Annotated in this window: 19 protein-coding genes and 1 tRNA gene; 14 read left to right on the forward strand and 6 right to left on the reverse strand. The window is 44.1% G+C overall.

Annotation, left to right across the window (positions count from 1 at the left end; all coding sequences use genetic code 11):
• Positions 1-31: 31 nt before the first annotated feature.
• Together NSQ91_RS10425 and NSQ91_RS10430 are read left to right on the forward strand one after the other, a co-directional pair.
• Entirely contained in the window at positions 32-1078 is a 1047-nt protein-coding gene (locus NSQ91_RS10425) for a bile acid:sodium symporter family protein (RefSeq protein WP_256716515.1), read from the forward strand.
• Positions 1079-1274: 196 nt separating this feature from the next.
• A complete protein-coding gene (locus NSQ91_RS10430) occupies positions 1275-3308 on the forward strand; it encodes a methyl-accepting chemotaxis protein (protein WP_076191290.1) in 2034 nt (677 codons plus the stop codon).
• 166 nt (positions 3309-3474) lie between these two features.
• On the opposite strand, the gene NSQ91_RS10435 is transcribed toward NSQ91_RS10430, so the two are convergent.
• Positions 3475-4752 (reverse strand): histidine--tRNA ligase, encoded by a 1278-nt coding sequence (locus NSQ91_RS10435; RefSeq protein WP_076304422.1) that lies wholly within the window; start codon positions 4750-4752, stop codon positions 3475-3477.
• Between the two features lie 354 nt (positions 4753-5106).
• On the opposite strand from NSQ91_RS10435, the gene NSQ91_RS10440 reads away from it, so the two are divergent.
• The 3 genes from NSQ91_RS10440 (at position 5107) to NSQ91_RS10450 (ending at position 10257) form a co-directional block, all read left to right on the forward strand.
• Entirely contained in the window at positions 5107-5760 is a 654-nt protein-coding gene (locus NSQ91_RS10440; RefSeq protein ID WP_076276371.1) for an HD domain-containing protein, read from the forward strand.
• An 86-nt stretch (positions 5761-5846) separates the two neighbouring features.
• Positions 5847-7292 (forward strand): DEAD/DEAH box helicase, encoded by a 1446-nt coding sequence (locus NSQ91_RS10445; protein ID WP_076184329.1) that lies wholly within the window; start codon positions 5847-5849, stop codon positions 7290-7292.
• 649 nt (positions 7293-7941) lie between these two features.
• The gene (locus NSQ91_RS10450; protein WP_076304423.1) at positions 7942-10257 is read left to right on the forward strand and encodes an endo-1,4-beta-xylanase; all 2316 of its coding nucleotides are present in this window, start codon (positions 7942-7944) and stop codon (positions 10255-10257) included.
• 338 nt (positions 10258-10595) lie between these two features.
• Here NSQ91_RS10450 and NSQ91_RS10455 read toward each other — a convergent pair whose 3' ends face one another.
• Entirely contained in the window at positions 10596-12311 is a 1716-nt protein-coding gene (locus NSQ91_RS10455) for an ABC transporter ATP-binding protein (protein WP_076125049.1), read from the reverse strand.
• A gap of 286 nt (positions 12312-12597) precedes the next feature.
• Here NSQ91_RS10455 and NSQ91_RS10460 point away from each other — a divergent pair, with 286 nt between their 5' ends.
• On the forward strand, positions 12598-13776 hold the full coding sequence (locus NSQ91_RS10460; RefSeq protein ID WP_248549329.1) for a CynX/NimT family MFS transporter: 1179 nt from the start codon (positions 12598-12600) through the stop codon (positions 13774-13776).
• Positions 13777-13868: 92 nt separating this feature from the next.
• On the opposite strand, the gene NSQ91_RS10465 is transcribed toward NSQ91_RS10460, so the two are convergent.
• Positions 13869-14630 (reverse strand): methyltransferase domain-containing protein, encoded by a 762-nt coding sequence (locus NSQ91_RS10465; protein ID WP_076184332.1) that lies wholly within the window; start codon positions 14628-14630, stop codon positions 13869-13871.
• A 237-nt stretch (positions 14631-14867) separates the two neighbouring features.
• Between NSQ91_RS10465 and NSQ91_RS10470 the strand changes: the two genes are divergently transcribed.
• The 8 genes from NSQ91_RS10470 to NSQ91_RS10505 all read left to right on the forward strand — a co-directional run bounded on the left by NSQ91_RS10470 (position 14868) and on the right by NSQ91_RS10505 (position 23120).
• Positions 14868-14951, forward strand: a tRNA-Leu gene (locus NSQ91_RS10470).
• Between the two features lie 174 nt (positions 14952-15125).
• A complete protein-coding gene (locus NSQ91_RS10475) occupies positions 15126-15566 on the forward strand; it encodes an OsmC family protein (protein ID WP_076125055.1) in 441 nt (146 codons plus the stop codon).
• 57 nt (positions 15567-15623) lie between these two features.
• The gene (gene lpdA / locus NSQ91_RS10480; protein WP_076304424.1) at positions 15624-17312 is read left to right on the forward strand and encodes a dihydrolipoyl dehydrogenase; all 1689 of its coding nucleotides are present in this window, start codon (positions 15624-15626) and stop codon (positions 17310-17312) included.
• Positions 17313-17498: 186 nt separating this feature from the next.
• Positions 17499-17912 (forward strand): MarR family winged helix-turn-helix transcriptional regulator, encoded by a 414-nt coding sequence (locus NSQ91_RS10485; RefSeq protein ID WP_256716516.1) that lies wholly within the window; start codon positions 17499-17501, stop codon positions 17910-17912.
• A gap of 532 nt (positions 17913-18444) precedes the next feature.
• The gene (locus tag NSQ91_RS10490) at positions 18445-18774 is read left to right on the forward strand and encodes a PadR family transcriptional regulator (protein WP_076133666.1); all 330 of its coding nucleotides are present in this window, start codon (positions 18445-18447) and stop codon (positions 18772-18774) included.
• On the forward strand, positions 18771-19328 hold the full coding sequence (locus tag NSQ91_RS10495) for a DUF2812 domain-containing protein (protein ID WP_076304426.1): 558 nt from the start codon (positions 18771-18773) through the stop codon (positions 19326-19328). Before NSQ91_RS10490 ends, NSQ91_RS10495 begins: the two co-directional genes overlap by 4 nt.
• Positions 19329-19533: 205 nt before the next feature.
• Positions 19534-22638: a PAS domain S-box protein gene (locus NSQ91_RS10500; protein WP_076304427.1), complete on the forward strand. Its 3105-nt coding sequence runs from the start codon at positions 19534-19536 to the stop codon at positions 22636-22638.
• 86 nt (positions 22639-22724) lie between these two features.
• Complete coding sequence (locus NSQ91_RS10505) at positions 22725-23120, forward strand: NusG domain II-containing protein (protein WP_076219890.1); 396 nt, start codon at positions 22725-22727, stop codon at positions 23118-23120.
• Here NSQ91_RS10505 and NSQ91_RS10510 read toward each other — a convergent pair.
• Genes NSQ91_RS10510 through NSQ91_RS10520 form a run of 3 tightly spaced genes read right to left on the reverse strand, consistent with a single transcriptional unit; the run spans position 23113 to position 26053 of the window.
• Entirely contained in the window at positions 23113-23988 is an 876-nt protein-coding gene (locus tag NSQ91_RS10510) for a TIGR03943 family putative permease subunit (protein ID WP_076125067.1), read from the reverse strand. The two genes, NSQ91_RS10505 and NSQ91_RS10510, sit on opposite strands and share 8 nt — an antisense overlap.
• A 50-nt stretch (positions 23989-24038) precedes the next feature.
• Positions 24039-25028: a permease gene (locus NSQ91_RS10515; RefSeq protein ID WP_076184338.1), complete on the reverse strand. Its 990-nt coding sequence runs from the start codon at positions 25026-25028 to the stop codon at positions 24039-24041.
• Positions 25025-26053 (reverse strand): CobW family GTP-binding protein, encoded by a 1029-nt coding sequence (locus NSQ91_RS10520; RefSeq protein ID WP_036679372.1) that lies wholly within the window; start codon positions 26051-26053, stop codon positions 25025-25027. Before NSQ91_RS10520 ends, NSQ91_RS10515 begins: the two co-directional genes overlap by 4 nt.
• Positions 26054-26107: the final 54 nt, after the last annotated feature.

The following is a 26107-nucleotide window of genomic DNA, read 5'->3' on the forward strand; positions in this document are numbered from 1 at the left end:
TATGAGCTTCATACATAAGGTGTACTGCCAAGTGTTTGCTAATATAAGAAATGGACTCATCAAATCTAATGTTGTTCTAGAAAAGATTATGCCGTTATTAACACCCACGGCCATCGTGGTCGGGGTACTTAACGAAAGCAGACTGCTGCCGTTCACAGGTCTCGTGCCCTGGATTTTCGCTGTAATGACGCTGATCGGTAGCTTGAAGTCCAACCTAAAGGATCTGCTGGGGGTACTTCTGAAACCTCAGAAGCTGATTATTCTAATGGTAATTTTACATATTGTAATGCCGCTGATCGGCTGGCTTGCAGCCATGGCTTTTTTTCCGGGAGATCCATATACAGTAACTGGTTATGTATTGTTGTTCGCGATTCCTACAGGTGTTGTAAGTGTGGTATGGGTGTCGATGTACGGAGGGAATATTGCGCTGACATTGGCGCTTATTCTGATTGATACGCTCTTGTCGCCTATTGTTGTCCCGGGTACCTTATATTTGCTGATGGGAGCGAGTGTTGAAATTCAGCTAGGCGATATGATGAAAGGGCTGCTATGGATGGTAGTCATTCCTTCTGTAGTTGGGATGCTGCTGAATCAATGGACAAAAGGGAAAGTAAATACAGTATGTGGACCGCCGCTTGCTCCGTTTGTTAAAGTCGGATTGTTTGTAGTTGTTTCTATTAATGGGGCCAGCATTGCCCGTTATCTGAAACATCCGGATGGCAAATTAGCGATCATTATTGGAGTGACCTTCATAACCGTTGTGCTTGGCTATGTAATCGGAGCTTTGGTGTCACGCCGCTTCCGCTTTAGTTATGAAGATTCCGTGGCTGTGCAGTTTAATTCGGGTATGCGGAATTTAAGTGCGGGAGCTGTATTAGCGGTGAAATATTTTCCTCCTGCTGTCGCGCTTCCAGTAATTTCGGGGATGTTGTTCCAACAAATACTCGCTGCGATGTCTGGTCTATTTTTACGTAGTAGAACTAAACGACTGTTAAGTGAGGGTGCATTAATGCAAGTGAATACTGCCTCTCAGCTAGAACCACATAGTTCATCTAGGACAGATGACAGGCCTTGTTAAACATCTTGTGAAGGATATATGACCTAAAAGCTGTGATATTTTATTCATTTACATGAAAATTTTCGACATTTTATGATATATTTCTTATTTTTGCGCGATTTATATTCACTATTCAACTTTGCCACCCGATAGTAATTGTATTATTTACAATTTCATTGTTCGCAAATGAACAAGCAGTCGGAAGGATGAAAAGAATATGAAGATTCGCCTAAAGTTATCACTTGTTATGATAGGTGTGACCCTTTTATGTATTTCTGTAATGGGGATATTTACGTATTTGAAATCAACTCAGGCGATTGTGAATCTTACTGAGAATTCTATGAAGCAGGTCAATACGAACAAAGCTCAGACTATATCAGCCATGATAGCAAAAGAGCAGAGAAGTACAGAGCTTATTGCGAGCCGTTCGGAAATTGTTGATCTACTGCTGCAAGCTGGGAATGGTGGAGTTAACAAAGGCGATAAGCTTCAGAATGAGGTGAACGCCAGTCTACAAAGCATTGTGGAGGAAGCGGGAAACCTTGAGCACATTCTAGTCAGTGATATGAAAGGTATTAGTGTGGCTGACAGTGATACTAAGCTTATAGGGACAGATTTTAGTGAAAGAGATTATACGAAAAGAGTAATGGAGACGGCTGAGCCTGTGATCAGTGAAACGCTGAAATCAAAATCTACAGGAGCTTATGTAGTGGCTTTTGTACAGCCCGTAAAGAGTAATGGAAAGATGATTGGATTTATTGCATCAGCTGTTTCCGCAGATAGTATGATTAAGTATTTGGCCGATACCAAAGTGGTAAACACGACGAGCTCCTACGCTTATTTACTGGATGAGAACGGCAATAAATTATATTATCCGGATAAAACACAAATTGGTCAGCCTATTGAGAATACGCAGATCGCAGCTGTTATGGAGCGTGTGAAATCTGGTGAGAAGGTAGCGGATGGCCTGCTCAATAATACATATAATGGTGTGGAAAAAAAATCAACCTATACAGTTTTACCTGAGACGCACTGGTTGCTTGTATTAACCGCAGACCTCGATGAAATCGTGAAACCTGTCACTGATATGAGAAATTTCAACTTATTTCTTGGTGTGGGAAGTTTGATTATTGCCTTGCTGATTGCTCTTTATTTTGCTAAAAAAATCTCTTCTCCGATTGTTAAACTAACGGACATGATTAATAAAACGGCAGAATTGAATTTAACGCATGACTCAGAGTATGAGTATTTGACTAAAAACAAAGATGAGACAGGGACGATCGCCAAAGCGATGTTCAGCACCCGGGCTACACTTCGTGAGATGGCTGGAAGCTTAATTACGATCTCGTCCAAAGTGCTTGAAAATGCAGAAACGTTGGAGAAGCTGTCTATAGATGTGCGGGAAAATGCCCACGATAATTCAGCGACTACGCAGCAGCTATCGGCAGGTATGGAAGAGACCGCAGCCTCCACAGAGGAAATGACAGCAGCAATTACTGAAATTGATAACAATGTATCCGGGATCACCAATAATGTGAAGGAAGGCGCTGCCGTTTCTAGACAAATTAGTGAGCGGGCGCTGGCTCTCCAAGATGAGGCAACAGAATCTACGACGAATGCTAAACAAATTTATGAATCCGTGCGAATGGATATGGAAAAAGCGATTGAGCAGTCGAGCGCGATTGCAGAGATTAATGTACTGACGGATACGATTCTATCCATTGCCAGTCAGACCAATCTGCTGGCCCTGAATGCAGCTATAGAAGCGGCAAGAGCGGGTGAGGCAGGTAAAGGTTTTGCGGTTGTAGCTGGTGAGATTCGGAAGTTGGCTGAGAAGTCGTCTAAGATTGCGGCCGGAATTCAAGGTGTGGTAACAGGTGTTTATTCCTCTGTTGAATCCATGAAGGAGAATTCTGAGGCATTACTTTCTTTTATTGACCAGAATGTCCTAGCAGATTATGAACGATTAACTGAGGTAAGTCAGCAATACAACAGTGATGCTGCCACCGTAAATACGCTGTTAAAACAATTCGAGAGCGCAGCTGATCATTTGAGTATGGCTATATCAAGTATTAATATTGCCGTTAATGAGGTAGCTGCTACAGTAAACGAGGGAGCTATAGGGATTCAGGATATCGCGGTAAAAACGGCGGATATCGTGGAAAAAACATTCCTAGAGGTTACTATGGCTGATGAAAATACTCAAAGTGCCAAAGAGCTTCAGGGGTTAGTAGATAAGTTTAAGATCTAAGGGTTTGAAATGAATTAAGGGAATCCTTATCTCTTTTTCATAAAATATTAAGCTTGCAGGGTTATAGTACATGTATAACCTCCCTTATATATAGACTTTACCCCGCCGGTCGCCGGCGGGGTCTTTTTTTTATGCAGATCTTTTTAGGAGGATATCAGGCAGCAGTTTAGCCAGTAATAAGGTAGATAGCTTCATCTAATGGAACTATAACCTCTGTTTGTTCCTTCATATCCTTCAGACGCACCTTATCCACACTGGATTCACTTTCGCCGATCAGAATAACGTAACGTATATTTTGGGATGAGGCTGTGGCGAGTTGCTTTTTAAGTTTTCTTTTACCGGATACCAGACTGGTCCGGATAGAACAGGCACGGAGCTCGGCGGCTGCAATTAAAGCCTGTGGGAGCGTCTCGCCAATCGGAATGACCATAACCTCTGTTGTCTTGCGCTCTTGGATAGGACGTTCTGCAAGGAGCGCCATGATAGACTCCATACCAAAAGATAAGCCAACCGTAGGATATTGAATATCCTCTCTGCCCACTAGCTGTCCGATGATAGCGTCATATCTGCCTCCACCACCCAAGCTTGAGGTAAAGGAACCGGATGCATCAAAGATCTCGTAGACGGTTCCAGTGTAGAAAGAAAGCCCGCGGGATAAGAAGGGATCGAAACGGCAAGTCTGCTGCAGCTGAATGTCTTGGAGCAGCTTTTGCAGGACAAGAACCTCCATTGCTCCCGGTTGTCCGGTAAGACTATATTTTTCGCATAACTGCTCAAAGCTTGGATTGTCCATTTCAATAAGTTCTAGAATAGCAGCGATGGTTGTAGGATCTATTTCCTTGCTGATCAATTCATTTTTCACGCCGCTGAGGTTGATTTTTTCTAATTTATCCAAGGTTAGCATAACGGACAGTTGGTTCTCGGCAGGTACACCAATCGATTCCAGGATCTCACCGAGAAAACGTCTGTTGTTCCATTTTAGGATGATCGGGATGTCCAGCTTCCGAAAAGCTTCTGTGGCCAGCTGCATCAATTCAGCTTCCGCCTCAGGTCCTGAAATACCAACAACATCAACATCGCATTGCAGAAATTCACGCAGGCGCCCACGTTTCACGGGACCATCACGGAATACTTTTCCGATCTCATAACGCTTGAAGGGAAACACTATTCCAGGATTTAAGGCGATCACTTTGGCAAAAGGGAGGGTCAGATCATATCGTAAGCCCAGCTTGCGGTTGCCTTGATCGGTGAGTTGGTACATCTCCTTGAGAATTTCATCCCCACCTGCATATTTCGAGGTTAATAACTCCAGTTCATTTAATAATGTGGTGTCCATGGATTCAAAATCATAGAGTTCGAACAAATCCTGCAGCGTATTTTGAATGTTCTTTCTGAGCGCCTGCTCTTTTCCGAAGTAATCATAAGTTCCTTTAATGTTTTGCATCGTTAGTAGCTCCTTTGAATTGGCATAGTTTAGAAATAAAAAAACGCGCAGGACCTCATGGTCCTGCGCGTGATCTATGCCGCAGGGAGGCCAACGCGAGTAGCGTTAGCCTCCCTGAGAATTTCAGGGTTGCTAACGCTGTTTGTGATAATAATGAAGTTGATTCAGCATGATTGTTATGGTGTTCATCAGAATCAATTCCCTTCGACATTTTGATTACTGCCGATTATAGCGGATCATTTGGAGTCGTGCAAGTAAGAATTTGTTATAACGAAGATTTTTAGTAGGCGAATGGACAGGCAATCAGCTATAATAGGGCTTCGATATTTCATAGGCGAGGGGAGCTTGTTGACGATGAATCAACCTTTAATAATAGCCCGGGCGGAAGAATTTGTGAAAGAACAACTGGGACAAGATACTACGGGGCATGACTGGTGGCACACCCATCGGGTCCGCAGCACGGCATGTGAAATTGCTGAGATCGAGCGTGCGGATGTTTTTATCTGTACGATGGCAGCCTTGCTGCATGATGTTGCAGACGAGAAGCTTAATCCGTCAAAAGAAGCAGGTCTGCTTAAAGTCCACACTTGGCTTACGGCAAACCTTACAGAGGAGGAGCAAATTCGTCATATCATGCTGATCGTTGAAACGATGTCTTTTAGTGGTGGTGGAGGAGAACCTATGCAGACTCTGGAAGGTCAAGTGGTGCAGGATGCAGATCGACTAGATGCACTTGGCGCGATTGGCATTGCCAGAACCTTTATTTTCTCAGGCGCAAAGGGACGTCCGGCTTATGATCCGGAAGTTTCTCCACGCGAGGAGTCGCTGCAGAAGGAATACAGGGATTATAGCAAAGGGACGGCTGTGAATCATTTTTATGAGAAGCTGTTGAAACTAAAATTCTTAATGAATACGGCTTATGGACGCAAGTTAGCGGAAGAACGGCATGATTTCATGTTGAATTTTCTGGACCAGTTCTATAAGGAATGGAATCAAGGACGCCAATAACTGTTATAATGATAAGTATGCACAAGATGGAAGGATCGCGGAGTTTCCGCTTTAACCAGAACAATCGGCATAGAAGAGGTTGAACGATGAGTGAATTGCAATTTAGAGATTATGAGTTAGACGAAGAGATAATTAAAGCACTGGATGTTCTGAAATTTATGACACCTACGGAGGTACAGAGCAAGGTAATTCCTGTGGCTTTGCAGCAAAAGGATCTGATTGTGAAATCGCAAACAGGCAGTGGCAAGACGGGAGCTTATGGTATTCCGCTTTGCGATCTGGTGGATTGGGTGGAGAATAAGCCGCAGGCTTTGATTCTTACGCCAACTCGGGAGCTTGCGATGCAGGTGAAAGAGGATATTACGAACATCGGACGTTTTAAACGGATTAAAGCAGTTGCTCTTTTCGGCAAGCAGCCCTTTGCCCCTCAAAAGATAGAGCTTACGCAAAAAACACATGTTGTCGTAGGTACGCCTGGACGCGTATTTGACCATATTGAAAGAGGCACACTTCCGCTAAATCGAATCAAATATTTGATCATCGATGAAGCTGACGAAATGCTGAGCATGGGCTTTATTGAGCAGATCGAGAAGATCATTAAGCAGCTGCCCAAAGAGCGAGTAACGATGTTATTCTCAGCTACCTTACCCGAAGTCATTAAGAATTTGTGCCTAAAATATATGAGCGATCCAACGGATATCGAGATTCAGGCAAGTGGAATTACGACGGCTACGATTGAACATGCGTTGATTGAAGTGAGACAAGCTGCCAAATTCTCTTTGCTAAGCGATATCATAACGGTGGAGAATCCGGATAGCTGTATTATTTTTTGCCGTACGCAGGAGCAGGTAAATGCTGTATTCAGAGGATTGGCGGATCTGGAATATCCTTGTGATAAGATCCACGGAGGTATGGAGCAGGATGAGCGCTTTGAGGTCATGAATGCTTTTAAAAGAGGGCAATTCCGCTATTTAATCGCTACCGATGTAGCGGCTAGAGGGATTGATATCGAGAATATCACCCATGTGATTAATTACGATATTCCACTGGAAAAAGAAAGCTACGTGCATCGTACAGGCAGAACCGCGCGTGCAGGCAAGACGGGTAAAGCGATCACTTTTGTCACTCCGAATGAGCAGAAGTGGGTAACTGAAATTGAAAGCTATATTGGCTTCAGCATTCCGCATATGAAAGCTCCTTCGGACGACGCAGTTGCCTACGCAAAGGAAGCGTTCGAGCAGAAGATCAATAAGCAGCCTGTCCGCAAGAAGGACAAAAGCGAAAGCTTAAACAAAGAGATTATGAAGCTATACTTCAACGGCGGCAAGAAAAAGAAGCTAAGAGCCGTCGATTTTGTCGGCACAATAGCAAAGCTTGAAGGTATTTCCGCCGAAGATATCGGGATTATCTCGATTCAGGACAATGTGACCTATGTGGATATTTTGAACGGTAAAGGCGCAATGGTGCTGCAAGCGATGAGAGAGACCACCGTGAAGGGCAAGCAGCTGAAGGTTCATATTGCGAAAAAATAAATCAGGGATGACAGCTTATTGCTAAGCTCCTTGCAAATATGCCGCTACTGATGCGGTTTATATGAAGAGGGAGTCGTGTTCACAACACGGCTCTTTTTTTTATTTGTTGTTGTATCTCAGTATCTCCAAGGAATGCCGAAATGAACGGTAAAACTCCCGTACAATTGGTCGATTCAGCTGGAAGTGGCGAAATGAACGGTATAACTCCCGTACATTGTGCGGATCCCGCTGGAAACGCCGAAATGAACGGTAAAAATCCCGTACAATGCGTTGAACCAGCTGGAAATACCGAATTGTACGGTAAAATTTCCGTACATTCAGCCAGCATGTTATGTAACCCAAGAGACAACACCTTAATAGTGTCGTCTCTTGGGTTTTTTCGACGCTAAACGGATCTGATAACGCAGATCCGTTCAGCTTAAGTAAGATAAGATCGAAAATAATTAATTTTAGTTCCATAAATGGAAACAAATGTGATATTATGGCGATATAGAGCCCATACTTCACGGATGACCTGCCTAGCTTGGTTCCTCCTGAGGATAGGCTCTGATTTTTTTATGAGGAAGGTGGTGTGGCCCGAGCGGTATCGGGGACAGGAAGAAACGAAGCCATAAGGTTCGAACCTAACTCAGAAGGGAGAATCGAAGCGATGAAAAAAGGAACTTTTTTGAAAGCGCTTAATTTTGTTTTGGTTTTATGTTTGCTTGTACCTGCGTATTGGGCTGCACCCGCACATGCGGAGAACACGCTTATTCAGCAAAGCGATTTTGAAGATGGCACTGTTCAGGGTTGGAGTGGACGTGGGGAAGTTGAGGTGCTTACAGCCAAAACAGATGCGGCACGCAGCGGCACATATGGCCTGGAGGTAAGCGGCCGAACAAAAACGTGGCATGGACCTTCACTGGATGTGACTAGCCAGCTGGAAGTGGGACAAACTTATGTGTTTATTGGATGGGTGAAGCTGCCTGCCGGATCATCCAACGCGAATATCTATATGTCACTGCAGCGGACATTACCTTCTACCATTCATTATGACAATTTGACCTTTGGAGCAGTGACAGCGAACGGTTGGGTGAAGCTTCAGGCGCAGTACAAGCTATTGGAGCCGGCAGATCAACTTTCTATTTATTTTGAAGTGCCGGCTAGCGCGACAACTTCTTTTTATTTGGATGATTTTCGATTGGAAAAGCTACCGGATCTCGGTCCAATTGTCATCGAGGATGCGATTCCTTCGCTGAAGGATGTGTTTGCAAACAAATTTCTGATCGGCTCGGCGTTTACGAATAGTGAGCTGCTGACAGCTCCGGATCGGCAATTGTTGGCCAAGCATTTTGATAGTGTAACGCCAGGAAATGTTCTGAAATGGGATAGCACGGAGCCGCAGGAAGGTGTGTTTAATTTCGCTGAAGCTGACACGGCAGTAGCTTTTGCTACCGCAAATGGGCAGCAGGTACGTGGACATACCCTGGTCTGGCATTCGCAGACACCGGATTGGGTGTTCCGTGACGCCAGCGGTAATTTGGTCTCCAAAACGGTGTTATATGAGCGGATGAAGAGTCATATTAAGACTGTTATGGAACGTTATAAAGGTGAAATCTATGCTTGGGATGTCGTCAACGAAGTGATTGACACTTCGCAATCTGATGGCATGCGCCGCAGCCTGTGGTACCAGATCGCGGGTGAAGAGTATATTGAGAAGGCGTTCCAGTTCGCTCATGAAGCTGATCCTAACGCAAAACTGTTCATCAATGACTACAATACCCATGAGCCAGCCAAAAGCCAAGCGCTATACAATCTGATTGTACGACTTCAGGCTAAAGGGGTTCCTATTGACGGAGTAGGGCATCAAACGCACATTAGTTTGTATTATCCTTCGCTCTCTGAAATCGAAAATTCGATTATCAAGTTCAAGGCTTTAGGGCTGGAAACTCATATTACTGAGCTGGATATTAGTGTGTATTCTGATAATTCTCAAGCCTATGAGACCTTCCCTGATAATTTGAAGCAGCGCCAAGCGGCTTTATACAAATCATTATTTGAGATCTTCCTGCGGCACACGGATACGGTCACGAATGTCACTCTCTGGGGGAAGGATGACGGTAATACTTGGCTGCGCACTTATCCGGTAGCCCGTAACAATTGGCCTTTATTATTTGATGAGCGCCTTCAATCTAAGCCGGCCTACTGGTCCGTATTGGAGACAGTGGCAGCTCCCGTAGTTCCAGCAGCTCCTGCTAACTTGAATGCAGCTGCAGGCAATGGGCTTGTGAATCTTAGCTGGAGCACCTCAGCGGGCGCAACTTCCTACACGGTGAAACGGTCACTTACGAGTGGTGGTCCTTATACCACTCTGACTACGGCTACCGGGACGAGCTATAGCGATGCGGCGGTTAGCAACGGAACGACTTATTATTATGTTGTGAATGCTGTCAATAGTGCGGGTACGAGCAGCAATTCTGTACAAGCGATGGCTACACCGCAAGGCTCGGGGCCTGTCGAACCGGTCACCGGGCTTGCAGTGGCGTATCGGACAGCGGATACTAACCCAAATGACAACCAGATGAAGCCCTATTTTAATATTAAAAATAACGGCACAACTGCAGTCGATCTTAGCGAGCTGAGCATCCGTTACTGGTATACGATCGATGGAGACAAGCCGCAATCCTTTTTCTGTGATTATGCCCAGATCGGCAACAGCAAGGTAGCAGGCAGCTTTGTAAAGCTGGACACGCCTCGAACGGGAGCAGATTACTATTTGGAAGTGAAATTCAACGCAGGTGCGGGCATGCTTGCCGCTGGAGGAACTTCCGGGGATATTCAGACCCGGATACACAAGACAGATTGGAGCAATTTTAACGAGGCCAATGATTATTCGTTTAATTCACTTCAGACCGCTTATGCGGCTTGGAACAAGGTGACCCTTTATCGGAACGGAGTGCTGGTATGGGGAACAGAGCCGCAATAGCTAAAGTAGGAGAACTGAGCTTTAATTGTGCCGTTTTTAATTTTTAGGGAAAACCTCCCTGAAAATAGCTAATTTTTGCTGGTTACTTAGCTTTTCAGGGAAATCCTCCCTAAATATTGCCTGAATTCCACTATTAAGAGCAAATTGGGGTGAATTGCGGGAGGTTTTCCCTGATTGCAAGGGTTAGAGCAATAAACCAAAGAAAATCAGGGAGGAATTCCTTAATCAAGCAGCACGTTTGCTGCAAATAGAGGAGTTACGTGAAAAAGCAAGCCTAGTCGCCAAAAACATGGTGACTAGGCTTGCTTCATTTTTGCCCAGCTGTGGCAAAATACTTTTTAAAAGTTATATTGCGCCTGATGCAGACGGCTGTAAATTCCACCAGCATGGACTAGTTCTTCATGTCTGCCTTGTTCAGCGATTCCTTCTTCATTCACGACCATAATCCGGTCGGCATTTTTGATCGTCGTCAAACGGTGAGCGATGACGAGTGTGGTTCTGCCTACGGACAGATCAGCCAGGGATTGCTGAATCGCGGCTTCGGTCTCTGTGTCCAGCGCGGAAGTAGCTTCATCCAGAATCAGAATCGGCGGATTCTTGAGGAACATGCGAGCGATAGCCAGGCGCTGCTTTTGTCCACCGGACAGCTTCACACCGCGCTCCCCGATGACTGTCTCCATTCCATCTGGTAGATTCTGAATGAGCTCCTCCAGATGAGCACGTCGCGCAGCTTCCCAGATTTCAGGCAGCTTTGCATCCAGTTTCCCATAGGCGATATTCTCGCGAATTGTCCCGGAGAACAGGAAAACATCCTGCTGCACGATCCCGATTTGTTTGCGCAGCGATTCCAGCTTCATGTCACGGATATCGATGCCATCAATCGTGATGGCCCCGGCTGTGACATCATAGAAGCGCGGAAGCAGGCTGCAGATTGTTGTTTTGCCTGCGCCGGACGGCCCAACAAAGGCAATGGTTTCGCCAGCCTTTACGTTAAGGCTTATATTTTGCAGAACCGGACGATTCTCTTCGTATCCAAAAGATACATCCTGGAATGTAATATCACCGCGCAAAGCGTTGATCTCCACGGCATCCGGTTTGTCACTGATGTCAGGTTCCGTGTCAATGATCTCCAGATAACGTCTGAAGCCGGCAATTCCTTTAGGATAACTTTCGATCACGGCATTGATTTTCTCGATAGGGCGGAAGAAGATATTAGACAACAAGATAAACGCCACAAATTCACCGATTTGCAGCTCGCCATTGATAAAGAACCATGCGCCGCAGATCATCACCAGGATGGTAATGAGGCGGGTCATCATATAGCTGACGGACAAGCTTCTAGCCATGATTTTATAAGCCATAAGTTTTGTTTTGCGGAACATTTGATTATCTACTGCGAATAGTTCTTGTTCATGCTGCTCATTGGCAAAAGATTGCACGACCCGAATCCCGCCGACATTGTCTTCGATACGGGCATTGAAACTGCCTACATTTCCAAATAGCTGGCGATAAGTTGAAGTCATATTGCGGCCGAAGTAGATGATTACCCAAGCCATAATTGGAACGATAATAAAAGTAATAATCGCCAGCTTCAGATTAATATCAGCCATTAGGAGAAAGGCTCCGACAAGGGTCATGATTGCAATAAATACATCCTCAGGACCGTGATGCGCCACTTCGCCGATATCATTTAAGTCATTGGTGATTCTTCCGATTAGATGGCCTGTTTTATTATTATCAAAGAATCGGAACGAGAGTTTCTGAATATGGTCAAACATTTTTTTGCGCATATCAGTTTCGATATTTATGCCCAGCATATGACCCCAGTAGGTGACAATATACTGCATCACCGTATTTAAGGCGTAAATCGCCAGCAGCGCAACACAAGCGATAAGAATAAGCGGCCAATCTTGACCAGGAAGCAAATCATCAATAAATTTATTGACGGCTACCGGAAAAGCCAGTTCTAGCAGTCCCGCAAAAACAGCGCAGGAGAAATCCAATATAAATAATTTTCTATACGGACGATAGTAGGAAAAAAACCTTCGAAGCATTCTGTTCACTCTTTTCTGTGGTTTAAATATGAGTTCAAATGAAATTGATTCTCAACTACCCGATGATATGGATACTAAAGATGGTCAGCGGTTTTGTCAATAATTCGGGTATAAAATTACTTAAGGGTTGTAACTTCTAATAGAATAGTAGATGATGGTTCATAGTGTTTAAAATATTTCAAATCCTTGACAAGCTCTGTGCTTGGCGGGGTTATTTGTTTGTAATTTAGGAGGATACACGATGAAAGCTTCACAAAGCGAAGGACACATTCAGAATAATAGCTTAATGGACAGCAAATATGATCGCTGGCTACTTGTGCTGGGAATTATTTTTATCGCTGCAGCGCTGCGGGCTCCATTTACTTCTGTGGGTCCATTAATACAATTGATTCAGGATGACCTCGGCTTATCCAATACTCTAGCAGGAGCTATTACTACTTTACCATTATTGGCTTTTGCCATCTTGTCCCCGTTTGCTCCAAAGCTGGCCCGCCGTTTTGGTTTAGCTAATGTGTTATTAGTTGCCATGGTCATGCTGGCTATGGGAATTCTAATTCGCTCGGGATCTGGAGCAGGTCTGTTGTTCACAGGTACTGCTATACTTGGATTATCCATTGCCGTGTGTAATGTACTGCTTCCAGGTCTTATTAAAGGGAAGTTTCCTCACAAAATCGGGCTAATGACAGGTATCTACACGGTTTCTATGAATTTATGCGCAGCTATTGCCTCAGGAATTAGTGTACCGCTGGCAACGAATGCTGGATTCGGTTGGAGAGGGACCTTGGCCATCTGGTTTATGATCGCAGCTCTAGCAACAGTGTTCTGGATTCCGCAAATGCGTAAGCTTAATCAAGGAACCGGCTCTAAGAGTGCAGCCTCAAGCAAAAATATGTGGCGTTCATCTCTTGCTTGGAAAGTCACGATCTTTATGGGCTTACAGTCACTGCTTTATTACGTCTTTATTGCCTGGTTTTCGGTTCTCCTCGGTGAACGGGGAATGTCGTCGAGTAATGCGGGTTGGTTTCTCTCGCTCATGCAATTGGCACAGCTACCCTTTACTTTCTTCGTACCGCTGTGGGCAGGCCGGATGAAGAACCAACGTATTCTAGTTATAATCACTGCTGTTCTTTATTTCATCGCATTAGGTGGCATCTGGCAAGGCAGCGGCGCTTTAATGGCTGTCTGGGCGGTATGCTTTGGTATTGCCGGAGGATTTGCCTTCGGTCTTGCGATGATGTTCTTCAGTCTAAGAACAAGAAGCACGCAAGAAGCGGCGGAGCTGTCAGGAATGGCCCAATCTGTGGGTTATGTACTGGCAGCAATGGGACCGGCATTATTCGGCTGGCTGCATGATGTAACGAACAGCTGGACGGTGCCATTGATTTTACTGCTGGGTGCAAGTGTACTGTTGATGGTTGTCGGGCTTGGCGCTGGCAGTGATCGGTATGTTGGAGACAGAAAATAGGATCCCGTGTAAAAAAGAGTGTACTAGCGCGTATTAAGCGCCAGTGCACTCTTTTTTTGACTATTGAACATGAGAAGTATTTCTTATCTATTCTAGCTTCGTTTGTAAGCAACAATCCGGATTCTGCGATAATCCATTACCCAGCGGCCGTCCTGATATAGCTTGGATTTCAATTTCTGTTCCATAGAAGAGAGAACTTCTGCGCGTTCGGTCGGTGTGAGCACACTTAAGATTCCATCGGCAAAAGTATTCAGCCACCGCTGAAATCCTTGCTCCAAGCCTTCCAGTGGTGTTGGCCGGTCAAAACAAAGGGCGAGGTCCACGGTCAGTCCGTGCTTCTCTAGTAGAGTTGCATACTCGCCAACGCTTGGGAAGTACCAGGGCAAATGCAGCTTATGACTACAGCCAATGGCTGCAAAAGCTTGTGGAAGGCCAGCGACGATGGAAGCAATATTGCCCAGTCCACCGAACTCGGCCACGAAACGGCCGCCTACCCGCAGGCTGGCAACAATGGACGCCGCCGCTCCGTTTGCGTCTGTTAGCCAGTGAAGGGCAGCGTTGCTGAACACAGCATCGACTGGCTGTTCCGCGACATAAGTTTGCCCATCAGCTAAGACAAAGCTTAGATGGGGATGCTTGTCACGGGCTGTCTGAATCATTTCGGCAGAGGCATCAATACCTGTCACAGTGGCGCCCTTAGCAGCAATGGCTGCCGCCAAATCCCCGGTTCCACAGCCCCAATCGATAATCTGTTCGCCTGGCTGTGGGTGAAGCAGCTCAATCAATGATTCTCCAAACTGAGACACAAAGGCCATATCAGTATCATAGGTTTGGGTATTCCACTGTTGGTTCATAAGTATTCATCCTTTCTATTGATCGATTATTCCGACATCTCCGTCATAGCGCCTTACTTTATCTATGTTGTACCATATGAGGCTTTATAATAGAAATATATAAACTGAATAATATTGATTGGTTATACCTATGAGTCTATATGAAGCCTATTTCAAAAACACAAAAACCTTGCGTTTTAAGTGCAGAGGGAGTATAGTATTATGTACAGGCGGTTTTGGTCGCCAGTTACATAATATGCGGTCATGGCGGAATTGGCAGACGCGCTGGCTTCAGGTGCCAGTGGTAGCAATATCGTGGAGGTTCGAGTCCTCTTGACCGCATCCTATCAACAAAAACAGGTTTCTGATTTACCTATTCAGGTAGATTGGAAACCTGTTTTTTTTTATTGAATCAGGTTCAAGTTCTTCTTCGAAAAAATACTTACTTAGCTAAGTATTGATATTCACCGATTACTATGTTATTATTTTCACAATCTTAAGGAGGAGGTAATACATATGTTAACTACTTTTAAAGCGACAGCTAAAAAACTGCCTAATGGAATGCAAGTTGAAACCAATTCTAGAGGTTTTAAGATTATTATGGACGAACCAGAGGATTTGGGGGGGACCGATGTTGGTTTGAATCCCGTCGAGGCGTTATTGTGTGCCTTTGGTGCATGTCAGTCCATTGTCGCTAGTGCCTTTGCAGATGCTAACGATTTTAGCTTCGAAGAATTTTATGTTGAACTTGAAGGAGACTTAGATCCGGATGGTTTCATGGGTCTTGCAGATGTGAGAAATGGTTTCCAAGAAATTCGTTTTGTTATGCATTTTAAAACCAACGAAAGCCAAGAAAAGGCAGATGCTTTTGCTGACTTTATCGAGAAGACATGTCCTGTTGGAGATTGTCTTGCTAACGGTGTGAAGCTGGTAAAAGCAGGCGTAGTCATTCACTAATACATTCGCTTGAGGGGGCTCTTTATGAGTTCCCTCAAGGATATGAGGAGCATAACGATGGAAATAAAAATGTCTATGATTCCAGGTGGCAAAAAGGGGAAAGCAGGCAAGATAAATGTAAATATCGGAGACAAGATATCTGCAGGAGATACCTTGGTACAGATTGAAACTGGAAAAGGCAACAGATCGATTGAAGCGGCAGAAGAGGGTATTATTATCAATATATTATTTGAAGAGGGGAGCGAGATTGCCTCAAATCAAGTCTTATTTGAAGTAAATCCGATCCAGGTGGAGGCTCCGGTCCAATCATCTGTCCCACAACCTGCAGTCGCCGTGCAACAAACTCATGCTATAAACCCTGACTTGCTTATCATTGGAGCAGGACCAGGAGGTTACGTTGCCGCTATTTATGCAGCAAAAAAAGGACTTCAGGTAGCGATGATTGAGAAAGAAGAATTAGGAGGTACCTGCTTAAATGTTGGCTGTATCCCTACAAAATCTTTAGTCAAATCATCTGAAATCTGTCATGAAATAAAAAACTCCTCTTTGTTTGGTATAACAACAGGATCTGATCTTCAAGTGGATATGAAGCAGGTTATTCGTCGTAAAAATGAAGTCAAAGAGAAATTGGTCTCCGGCGTTGGTTATTTAATGGAAAAAAACGGTGTTCAGGTTGTTCGCGGCCACGCTTCGTTCCTATCGGCGCATGAAGTGAAGGTAACCGGCGAAAATAGTTACCATATTTCAGCAAAAAATATCATTGTGGCAACAGGCTCGAGGATTTCCAAGGTGAATATCCCAGGAATTGATCTGCCATTTGTAATGAACAGTACTGAAGCGCTCGCCTGCGAAGAGTTACCAAAGGTAATAACTATCATCGGTGGTGGGGTTATCGGCATGGAATTCGCCTTCATTTACCGTAACCTAGGAGTTGAAGTTCATGTTGTAGAATTTATGGACCGTCTGCTAACGATGCTGGACAGTGATATTTCGGTAGAAATTATGTGTTTAGCTCAGCAGGCTGGGATTCATATTCACACCAACTCCAAAGTTTCCAAAATCCAACGTGCGGATGATGGTCAGGCGATTGTAACCTACGAGAATAGTGAGGGTGAGCATCTGCTAGTTAGTGAAAAAGTATTGGTCGCTATTGGACGAGAGCCTAACCTAGAGGGTCTGGATATCGAAAAAGCAGGTATTCAACTAAATGAACGTGGTAAAGGTATTGCCGTTGATAAACAAATGCGTACGAATGTAGAAAATGTGTGTGCGATTGGCGATGTAACTAACATTATTCAGCTTGCTCATGTTGCTTCACATCAGGGCATTACGGCTGTAAACACCTTACTCGGTGAATCCCAAGATATGCATTATTCCGCGGTACCGAATGTAATTTTCACCTCTCCAGAGATTGCCAGCGTCGGTCTGTTGGAAGATGAATGTAAGGAGAATGGGCTGGACTATCGTGTGAGTAAGGTATCTTTTGCAAGTAACGGAAAAGCATTGACAATGAATGAACCGGAAGGTTTTATCAAATTAATCAAAGATAATGGCTCCGGACAGATTGTGGGAGGGTCTATCATTGGTCCCGATGCGTCTTCTCTGATTAGTAGTCTTACACTTGCGATTGCCAATGGGCTTACGGAACAACAGATTACACAGACAATCTTTGCCCATCCAACTACTGGGGAAGTAATTCATGAAGCTGCATTCGGTTTAGGAATTGGGGCGTTGCATCAAGGATAAGTTGTTCTAAGTATCTCGGGAGATGGATCCTGCTGCAGCCTAAATAAATGAACTATGTGATCACTTGAAAAGTATGTTCAGCTTCCTTAATATATTTTGCTATAATAAATTAGAAAAGAGTTGATTATTTTAAGATAAAACAGTTGGGATTGGTTGGTGTAAACATTGTTTAATTTAGATGACTGTATGGCCTTTATTGCAAACCGTAGTGCAAAAATATTCGCGGAAGCCTTGGAAAAGGAATTTCGGCCGTATAATATGACCCGGAGCCAATGGATTGCGATGTATTACATCTATACCAGTGAATCCATTACCCAGAGAGAACTAGCAGATAAAATGTCTATAAAAGAGCCCAGCGTAGTCAGGCTGCTTCAAAAATTAGAATCTGAGGGTTTCTTGCATCGCTCTGGCACCCATGCGGATAAGCGAGTCAAGCAGTTGGAATTGTCAGATAAGGGAGTACAGATCTATCTCGATTTACTGCCGGTTGCCGAAAAGTTTAAAGATGATACGATCACCAATATTTCCGAACAGGATCTTCAAACGTTTAAAAATGTATTAGGTGTCATGGTTCAAAATGCCTCAAAAGAGAGACCATAAAAAACTATGCAGAACAAAATAAAGAATAGGTCAGGTTGGGTATGTTCCTTTTTTACATATCCTATCTGGCCTATTTTTTGTATAGACTTTTGTAGTTTTAGTATATGTACGAAACAGTGTCAGCTAACGGACCGTATGGCCGCTATTATTGATTTTTGGCACATTTTACAGAGGTTTCGGACTGCATAGCGCTTATTGCTAAGGAATCGTGTGAAAAGCGAGTGTTTGGAGACGAATAGCTGCATCTGAGTCCGAACGTAAGCTGAAACACGCTATTTTTCGGAAATAGCGGCATCTCAGTCCGATACTTCATAATGAGGAAGGAATAGGTGCCACGGTGGGAGTATCTAGCTGCTGAGTAGCCCCCCAACAAATCCGTCCTAGCTAAGTGCTAGGCGTTTTTTTGTTGCGCTCATGATCGCTGCGATTGAAAAAAATGGGTGTTTTTGTATTGACAATTATATCGGCTTCCGTAATAATGATATTACGTAAGCCGATATATCGACAACAGTAATAGAATGGGGATGAAATGATGCCTGAAAGCACAGAAAGAGGCGCATTAACTGAAGCTGTATTTTATATCTTATTGTCTCTATATACAGCAATGCACGGATACGCAATTATGCAGAATGTGAAGGACTTAAGTAACGGTCGGGTTGATCTGGGCGCGGGCACTTTATACGGAGCACTTAACACTTTACTGGAAAAAGGCTGGATAAAAGCAGTGGAAGGGGAGCAAGGTTCCCGTAGAAAAGAATACGAAATTACCGGCTTAGGAAAGTCAGTGATTCAGGGAGAGATCATCCGTCTGGAAGAATTGATAGCGAATGGGAAGAGAATAGCTGGAGGTGAGTCCAAATGAAACATGTGGTTCGCAAGCTAATTTGGGATTATGAGAAGGAAGAAAAGTGGCTTAATGAAATGTCTGCGAAGGGGATGGCTCTATCAGAATTATCTTGGTGCAAATATGTGTTTACAGAGACCCCCAATAATGAGTACACGTATAGAATTGAGCTTTTAGATAACTTGCCGGATCATCCGGATAGCATCAAATATCTCAAGTTTTTAGAGGAAAACGGTATAGATTGTGTAAGTACTTACATGCGCTGGGTTTACCTTAGAAAGAAGTCAGTGGAAGGTCCGTTTGATATTTACACAGATCTGGAATCCAGAATAAAACACTATAAGCGAATCAACAGGTTATGGAAATCTGTAATGTGGTTAGAGTTGATTTTAGGCCTATTTAATGTGATGATTGGTGTAATAAATTATTCTTTTTCATCACAGAATCTCAGTATGGTAAACGTAATAATGGGCGGTATGTTGATTTTGTTAGGTTTTGCTTTTTTAATTCTTGGTGCACCTATCCGGAAGAAAATTAAGAAGCTTCAACTGGAAAATTTGATAATAGAATAGGACTTTAGAGTTGTAACATGCACACACGGCAAGTTTCCTTTTCAGAGGGAGACTTGCTGTTTATTTTTGCGGAGTTTTACTGCGAAAGTTACCAGTCTATCATTTAGGACTCAACTATCAAGCTTATTTACCGAAAAAAAGGTATACTGAAATTATTACAAGTTTGTTAATATAGTCCCCCATTTTCAAAAGAGGAGGCTTACAGGTGTCTGATTTTCTTTTTAAACAGCTATACTTACGGTCTTCTATCGGGATTGCGGTAGTCTCTCCGAAGGACGGGACGTTATTACAATCGAATCCTGCGCTATGCCAAATGTTTGGTTATGCAGAAGAAGATCTTTTGAATATAAATTATCTGGATCTTGTGTATCCGGAAGATAAAACTAATAACGATCATTCCGTTATCCTGAACGATTTGCTAGCTGAGCCTGGGACTGCATTGGAGAAAGAACGGCGGTTCTTGCGTAAGGATGGCGATATCATCTGGGTAGCCCAACATATATTTTTAATCTATCAGGAGAACTCCAGTGAACCCTATGTCCTGATTTCTGAGTTAACGGATATCACTGACCGAAAACTTGCTGAACAAAAGATTCATGAAGATGAGCAGTTATATAATTTGATTACGCAAAATACACCGGATATGATTTCTTTTGGCGATCCTGACGGGACACTGCACTACGTATCTCCCTCAGTGGAGCTGCTATTAGGTTATTCTGCACAAGAAATGATAGGTACCAAAAGACCCGAGTATTATCACGTAGATGATGCTCTAGAGATGATTGAACAAGGTAAGATATATTCCGATACGGACGTATTTACTCGTAGAGCCCGTCATAAAGATGGACATTATTTGTGGATCGAGAGTTCTTCCCAAGTGGTACGTGATGAGCAGGGGAACGTTAAACAAATATTAACCATTGGTCGCGATATTACTCAGCGCAAGAAATACGAGGATATGCTGGCTAAAGCGCAACACCTTGCGAAGATGGGATCCTGGGAATGGGACATGACAAAATCACGGCTGACGGTTTCCAGAGAGATGCGTAATATTTTTGGCTTTTTGGAAGATGAGAGCAATCATTCTTATTTTGATTACAGACGTGTTTTTGCTTGCATTGCTCCTGACGATTTCATCAGACTTGAACGGTTAGTACATCAATCCATGGAGAATGGGACTAATGGCGAAGTAACGGTCCGTATTCATAGTGCGGGTGGAGAGCTGAAATTTCTGGATGCGCACTGGGAAGTGATTACGGATGAAGAAGGAAGACTGCTGCAAATCAGCGGGATAGCCCAGGATGTCACCGAACGTCAACGAATGGAAGAACAACTGCGGGAAAGTGAGCAGAACTATCGTCTGATCTCAGAAAATTCTATGGACTTCATTTCACGTAATGCAGCGGACGGGAGCTTTACCTATCTGTATGCCTCACCCATCTGCCAGACTATGTTTGGCTATGCACCAGAAGAAATGTGCGGAACTAGAGGGATTGATTACATACATCCGGAGGACAGAATCAAATTAACTTCATATCTCAACAATTGTATGGAGGGGAAGAAGCTTGAGCCTGTTATTCTCCGGTTTATTTGCAAAGACGGAACCTGTATTTGGACAGAAACGACACTGCGGTATATTTACTCTGAGACCTGCGGGAATCAGGAGCTTGTCTGTGTAACCCGCGACATTGGGGAACGTACGCGTCATTTTGAAGAAATACAGAAATTAAGTAACGAGTATGCGCTGATCTTGAATTCGGTCTCTGAGGGCATATTTGGGATGAACCTTGAAGGCAACACGATGTTCATTAATCCAGCAGCCATTACTATGTTGGGTTTCGATCCTACTGAGTGGGGAAACAGCAAATTTCATGCGATTCACCAAACCTGGCTGGATAACGAGTCTTTTACAGGAATTCAGAAGACGCTGCTTCCTTCGCGCTCCAATAATCTCACTATTGAAGATAGGGAGGGTGTGTTTTGGAGGCAGGATGGTTCAAGCTTTTTAGTCAGATATCGAATGACCCCACTGTTTGATGGTGATGAACGGATTGGGGCGGTTGTCGTCTTTCGTGATATCACGGAGGAGAAGGAGATTGTGCGGGCGAAGGAGTCTGCCGAGGAAGCGGACCGGGCAAAATCGGAGTTCCTAGCGATCATGAGCCATGAGCTGCGTACGCCTATGAACGGTATTATTGGGATGGCTGATCTTTTATCTGGGACGGAGCTGGATGAAGAGCAAAGCTACTACACACAGATCATTAACAAAAGCGGAGAGGCATTGCTTCATATTCTGAATGAAGTGCTGGATTTCAGCAAAATTGAAGCAGGCATGATGACGCTTGAACTGCAAATGGTGGATTTGCATGAAGTGATACAGAACGTTTGTGAACTGTTTTATCCGAAGGTTAAGGAAAAAGGGCTTTTACTTACTAGCGAGTTATCTCCTGAGCTTCCAGCCGTCATCATGACTGATGGGGCGAGATTGCGTCAAATTCTCGTAAATCTGGTTGGGAACGCAGTGAAATTTACGGAGACAGGTGAAATCAGTATCTCTGTTATGCTAGAAGCCTCAGAGGCATCCGGAAATCTTATCGTGAAATTTGTCGTAAAAGATACTGGGTTGGGGATTCCAGTTTCCAGCCAAGGTCTATTATTTCAATCCTTCTCGCAATTGCATCCGTCGATCAATCGTAAATATGGCGGAACAGGGCTTGGCCTTGCCATTAGTAAAAAGCTGGCCGAGCTTCTTGGCGGATCTATCGGTGTAAATAGCTGTGAGAATGAAGGCTCGGAGTTTTATTTTACAGTGGAGGTTTCTCTACCCAAAGAGGAATGGGATCAGAAATTGACCGTCAACGCCTCAACGGATTTGGTCAGAAATGATAAATCCACTGTTAAAGAGTTAACTACCGGTGAATATGGACCGATGTCCATTCTTATTGCTGAAGATCATCCTGTGAATCAGCAGCTTATGCAGGCGTATCTGAAAAAGAGGGGATATGTTCCTGACATCGCCTTAAATGGTGAGGAAGCAGTTCGGGCTGTGCTTTCCAATCATTATGATCTGGTATTTATGGATATTCAGATGCCTATTATGGATGGAATAGAAGCAACAGGAATCATACGTGAGAAGCTTGGGCTGAATCCAATCATCATTGCGGCTACAGCCTTTGCCAGAGATGAAGATAAGATGATGTGTCTTAGTGCTGGAATGCAGGATTTCATTTCTAAACCCATCTCGATAAAAGAGCTCGACCGGGTATTAAGAGAGTGGTCTGCCCAAATTCGTTTAGGTGAGCATCATTGACAAATAAGGTTATGATTAATATATTGATATTAATCGTAATCATTACGTATATTATTTGTCATGAAAGGATTCTTATCTTGCTAACAATGAAGCGCGGGGATATTTTAATTATTGTGATAGCCTTGTTAGCTGCGGGCTTGATTTATGGCATGAAGTGGTGGGACAGCAGCAATGAGCAGTATCAGCAAGGGGATTTGAAAGCTATAATTACGGTGGACGGTCAAGAGTACAAAACCGTTTCTTTGACTAAAGAAGAACAAATTATAGATATTCAAACGAAATTCGGTCACAATACGCTAAAGGTGTTTGATTATGGAATCCAAATGACCTATTCTGATGCTCCCTTAAGAATTGCTTTGGAAATGGGGTTCATCTCAAGACCCAAACAGCAAATTATCTGTATTCCAGCTCGTATTATGGTAGAAGTATTTAATCCTAATAAGTCTGAGAATGATGAGGATGAGCTAGATGCGATTATTTAGTAATCTTAGTTGAGCCTTCTAGCTCCTTCCATGCGGTGATAGAGTCAGGACTGGTGTAGATGTAAGGTGTTACGGGTTGTTTGATAGGTGTAATAGACTCTGCACTAATTTGCATAATTTCTTGACCTTTATAGGGAACAACTTGAAGCTTGCCCCGGACCTCTATCCAGGTATCGGTAGGCAGGCTTTTTAGCTTGCCGGAATCCACTAATATCCCAAAAGGTGTAGCATCGGCAGTACAGCATTGGACCAGAAATCTACCTATGGCAAAAGAATTCTCTGAATGTTCACCTTGATCACGATATAAAAAGCCGGTAATAGTAATTTCTTTGCCTGCAAATTGTTGTTTGTACAGCTCAAGCGCACCTAAAGTTTCAGAGAAAATCGCCGAATAAACTGGGACCACAGGTTGTGCATAAAGGATCTTGGCAAGCTCGGTAAGCTCTTCATGGTAAGGATCAATGGACTCGAATCTCGCGGAATTTTTAGCTTCAGTGGGCAAGGAGGATAGGGAGATTCCTTTTTTAGCAGCAGCCATACTTCCCAATGCGCGATCAGGAAGAAGAAATCCGAGCAGCAGTGGAAAAAGGAATAATCCATATAGCGCTGTACTTTTGAAAAAAGAATGTGGGAGCCGATGTTCGCAGTCACAGAGAACACTACCTTTGCCAAATAAAGCCTGTATGGTCAGACTGAGCGCCATAAGTGTCAGCGGGATTGGGCATAATTGAACCCAGCGTGCCAGTTTAGGAGCTACATAATAATGCAAAGCGTCCTGCTGTACCAGATGCCCGATATAGAGGGCGAAAGCGAGCAGAATGACCGCCCTTAACAAATAGTGAAACCGGATGCTACGAGAGTCATTCATGCTCTATCCTCCTACCCATGTTGTAAGCAACAGCTTACCACCTCTATGAATTACAGCCACAAGGACATGAATACCGCCCCAATAAACACGCTTGCGAAGATCAGAAAGAACAAATAAAGAGCGAATTTGGTCTTAAACAGCGAGAGCAACATCAATGAATTTTTGAAATCCAGCATGGGTCCGAATACCATAAAAGCGAGCAGAGCCCCAGATGGAAAAGAATGTACGAAGGTGGAAGCTACAAAGGCATCTGAGGTGGAGCAGAGCGAGAGCACAAATGCCAGTCCCATCATGAAGAAATATGACCCCAGCGGCTTAGCTCCGATCGCGGCCAGACTGTCTTGAACCATAAATGTCTGAATACCAGCGGTTAACAAGCAGCCGATAATTAAATATTTCCCCATCTCAAAAAACTCATCTGAGGTATGGACGAAAACAGCGGCTATTTTTCCCCCACGAGAATTATTGTGGTGAGCTTCCCCCGTTTCACGCTGAACATTTAGGCGGATGGGAGATTTTTTGACCGTTGCGTAGATTATCAAGCCTATGAGACAGGCTACAACAAACGCCAGACCCATACGGGCATAGGCCAGCTCCGAGTGGCTGCGAAATGCTGTCATGGTCGCCCCATAGACGACAGGATTTAGGATCGGTCCGGACAAAATAAAGACGATAGCCACGTAAACAGGCATACCTTTATGGATAAGCCGGCGGACGAGCGGGATCATTCCACATTCGCAGACCGGGAAAATAATTCCGAGCAGACATGCGAACAGAATGGCCGGAAGAGGTCGCCGCGGAATCCACCGGGAAATCATTTCATCCGGGATAAAGACGCGAAGCAGTGAAGATAACAATGCTCCTGCTAATACAAACGGCAAGGCTTCCAGCAATATACCGATAAAAGCGGTTTTGAAGGTGTCGATGTACGCATTATCCAACAGTTCCAGATGATACGGCAGCCATACAAAACCAATGATAATCAGGAACGAGATCGGGAGGAGCAACGGCAGTATTTTTAATGGTGAAAAGGTAGTCAAAACTCGAATAAGGCGGACCACCGATCTGCCAGCTGTTCTTCATCTATATTCATCCCGATGAACACTACATAAGGCATACCAGGATAACGAGAGGCTTCCCAGGTAGTACGCATCCCCGCATATTGAACAAGCTGAACCGGCTCCTGTTCGGACAAAAGAATATGCCCCTTGGCACGTAATAGGTTGTCACCCCATTCTTGGAAGAAGGCCTCTAGGCGTTCTTTAGAAGGCATAGTTGTCCTTACCTGCGGAATGGTTAACGTGATGGCTGTTACCTGCGAGAAAGAAGCATGCTGCTCCTCATGCAGCTCTTTTACAGCGGTTCCCCCATGCTCTGAATGCATTTGTTTCAATGATGCTCCTTTGAAGGTTTGAGGCGCTCGCTGTGGAGCCGGAGCTATGATTTTACGTGGGATAATTCCTGACAATATCGGAGACAGGTTGATTTCGCTGTAATGGGTGTATACAATTTCAGCCTCCGTATTTTGTTTACGAACTCCCTTTTCAATTCGCCATAAGGTTTCCGGTTCTACGAGATCACTTTTATTAACGACAATAAGATCAGCTGTGGAGAGCTGCTTACGCAGGGTCCGAACGAGCTGTTTGTCAGAGGAGAGTCTGCTGTTATATTCCAGAGCATTTTCCGCATCTAACAGAGTGATGGTATAGTGCAGCTCCACCAGATCCTGTAGAGGAGTTTCCTGCAACGTTTTGGCGATTTCTTCAGGATCGGCGACGCCGGTCAACTCCATATAAATGGCATCTGGACGTCCTCTCAGCAGCACCATCAGGCTATCTGCCAAATCCTCTTTACGGCTACAACATACGCATCCGTCCAGCAGTTTAGTTACAGCTGTACCGGTATGCTCCTGCAAAATATACCCGTCCACATCTCGTTTGCCCAGTTCATTCATTACTACTCCTGGATTCAGCCCTCTTACCTTGCTCTCTTTCAGCAGGGACAACAGCAGAGTTGTCTTCCCGCTCCCCAGAAACCCGCTCAAAATAATTACTGGTATCTTCATGATCTCCACTCCTGCCTGATTCTCTAGGAATTACAAGAATCATATTTTTTATAA

Origin of the sequence: Paenibacillus sp. FSL R7-0048, assembly GCF_038004505.1 — a bacterium.
Classification (GTDB): domain Bacteria; phylum Bacillota; class Bacilli; order Paenibacillales; family Paenibacillaceae; genus Paenibacillus_AQ; species Paenibacillus_AQ odorifer.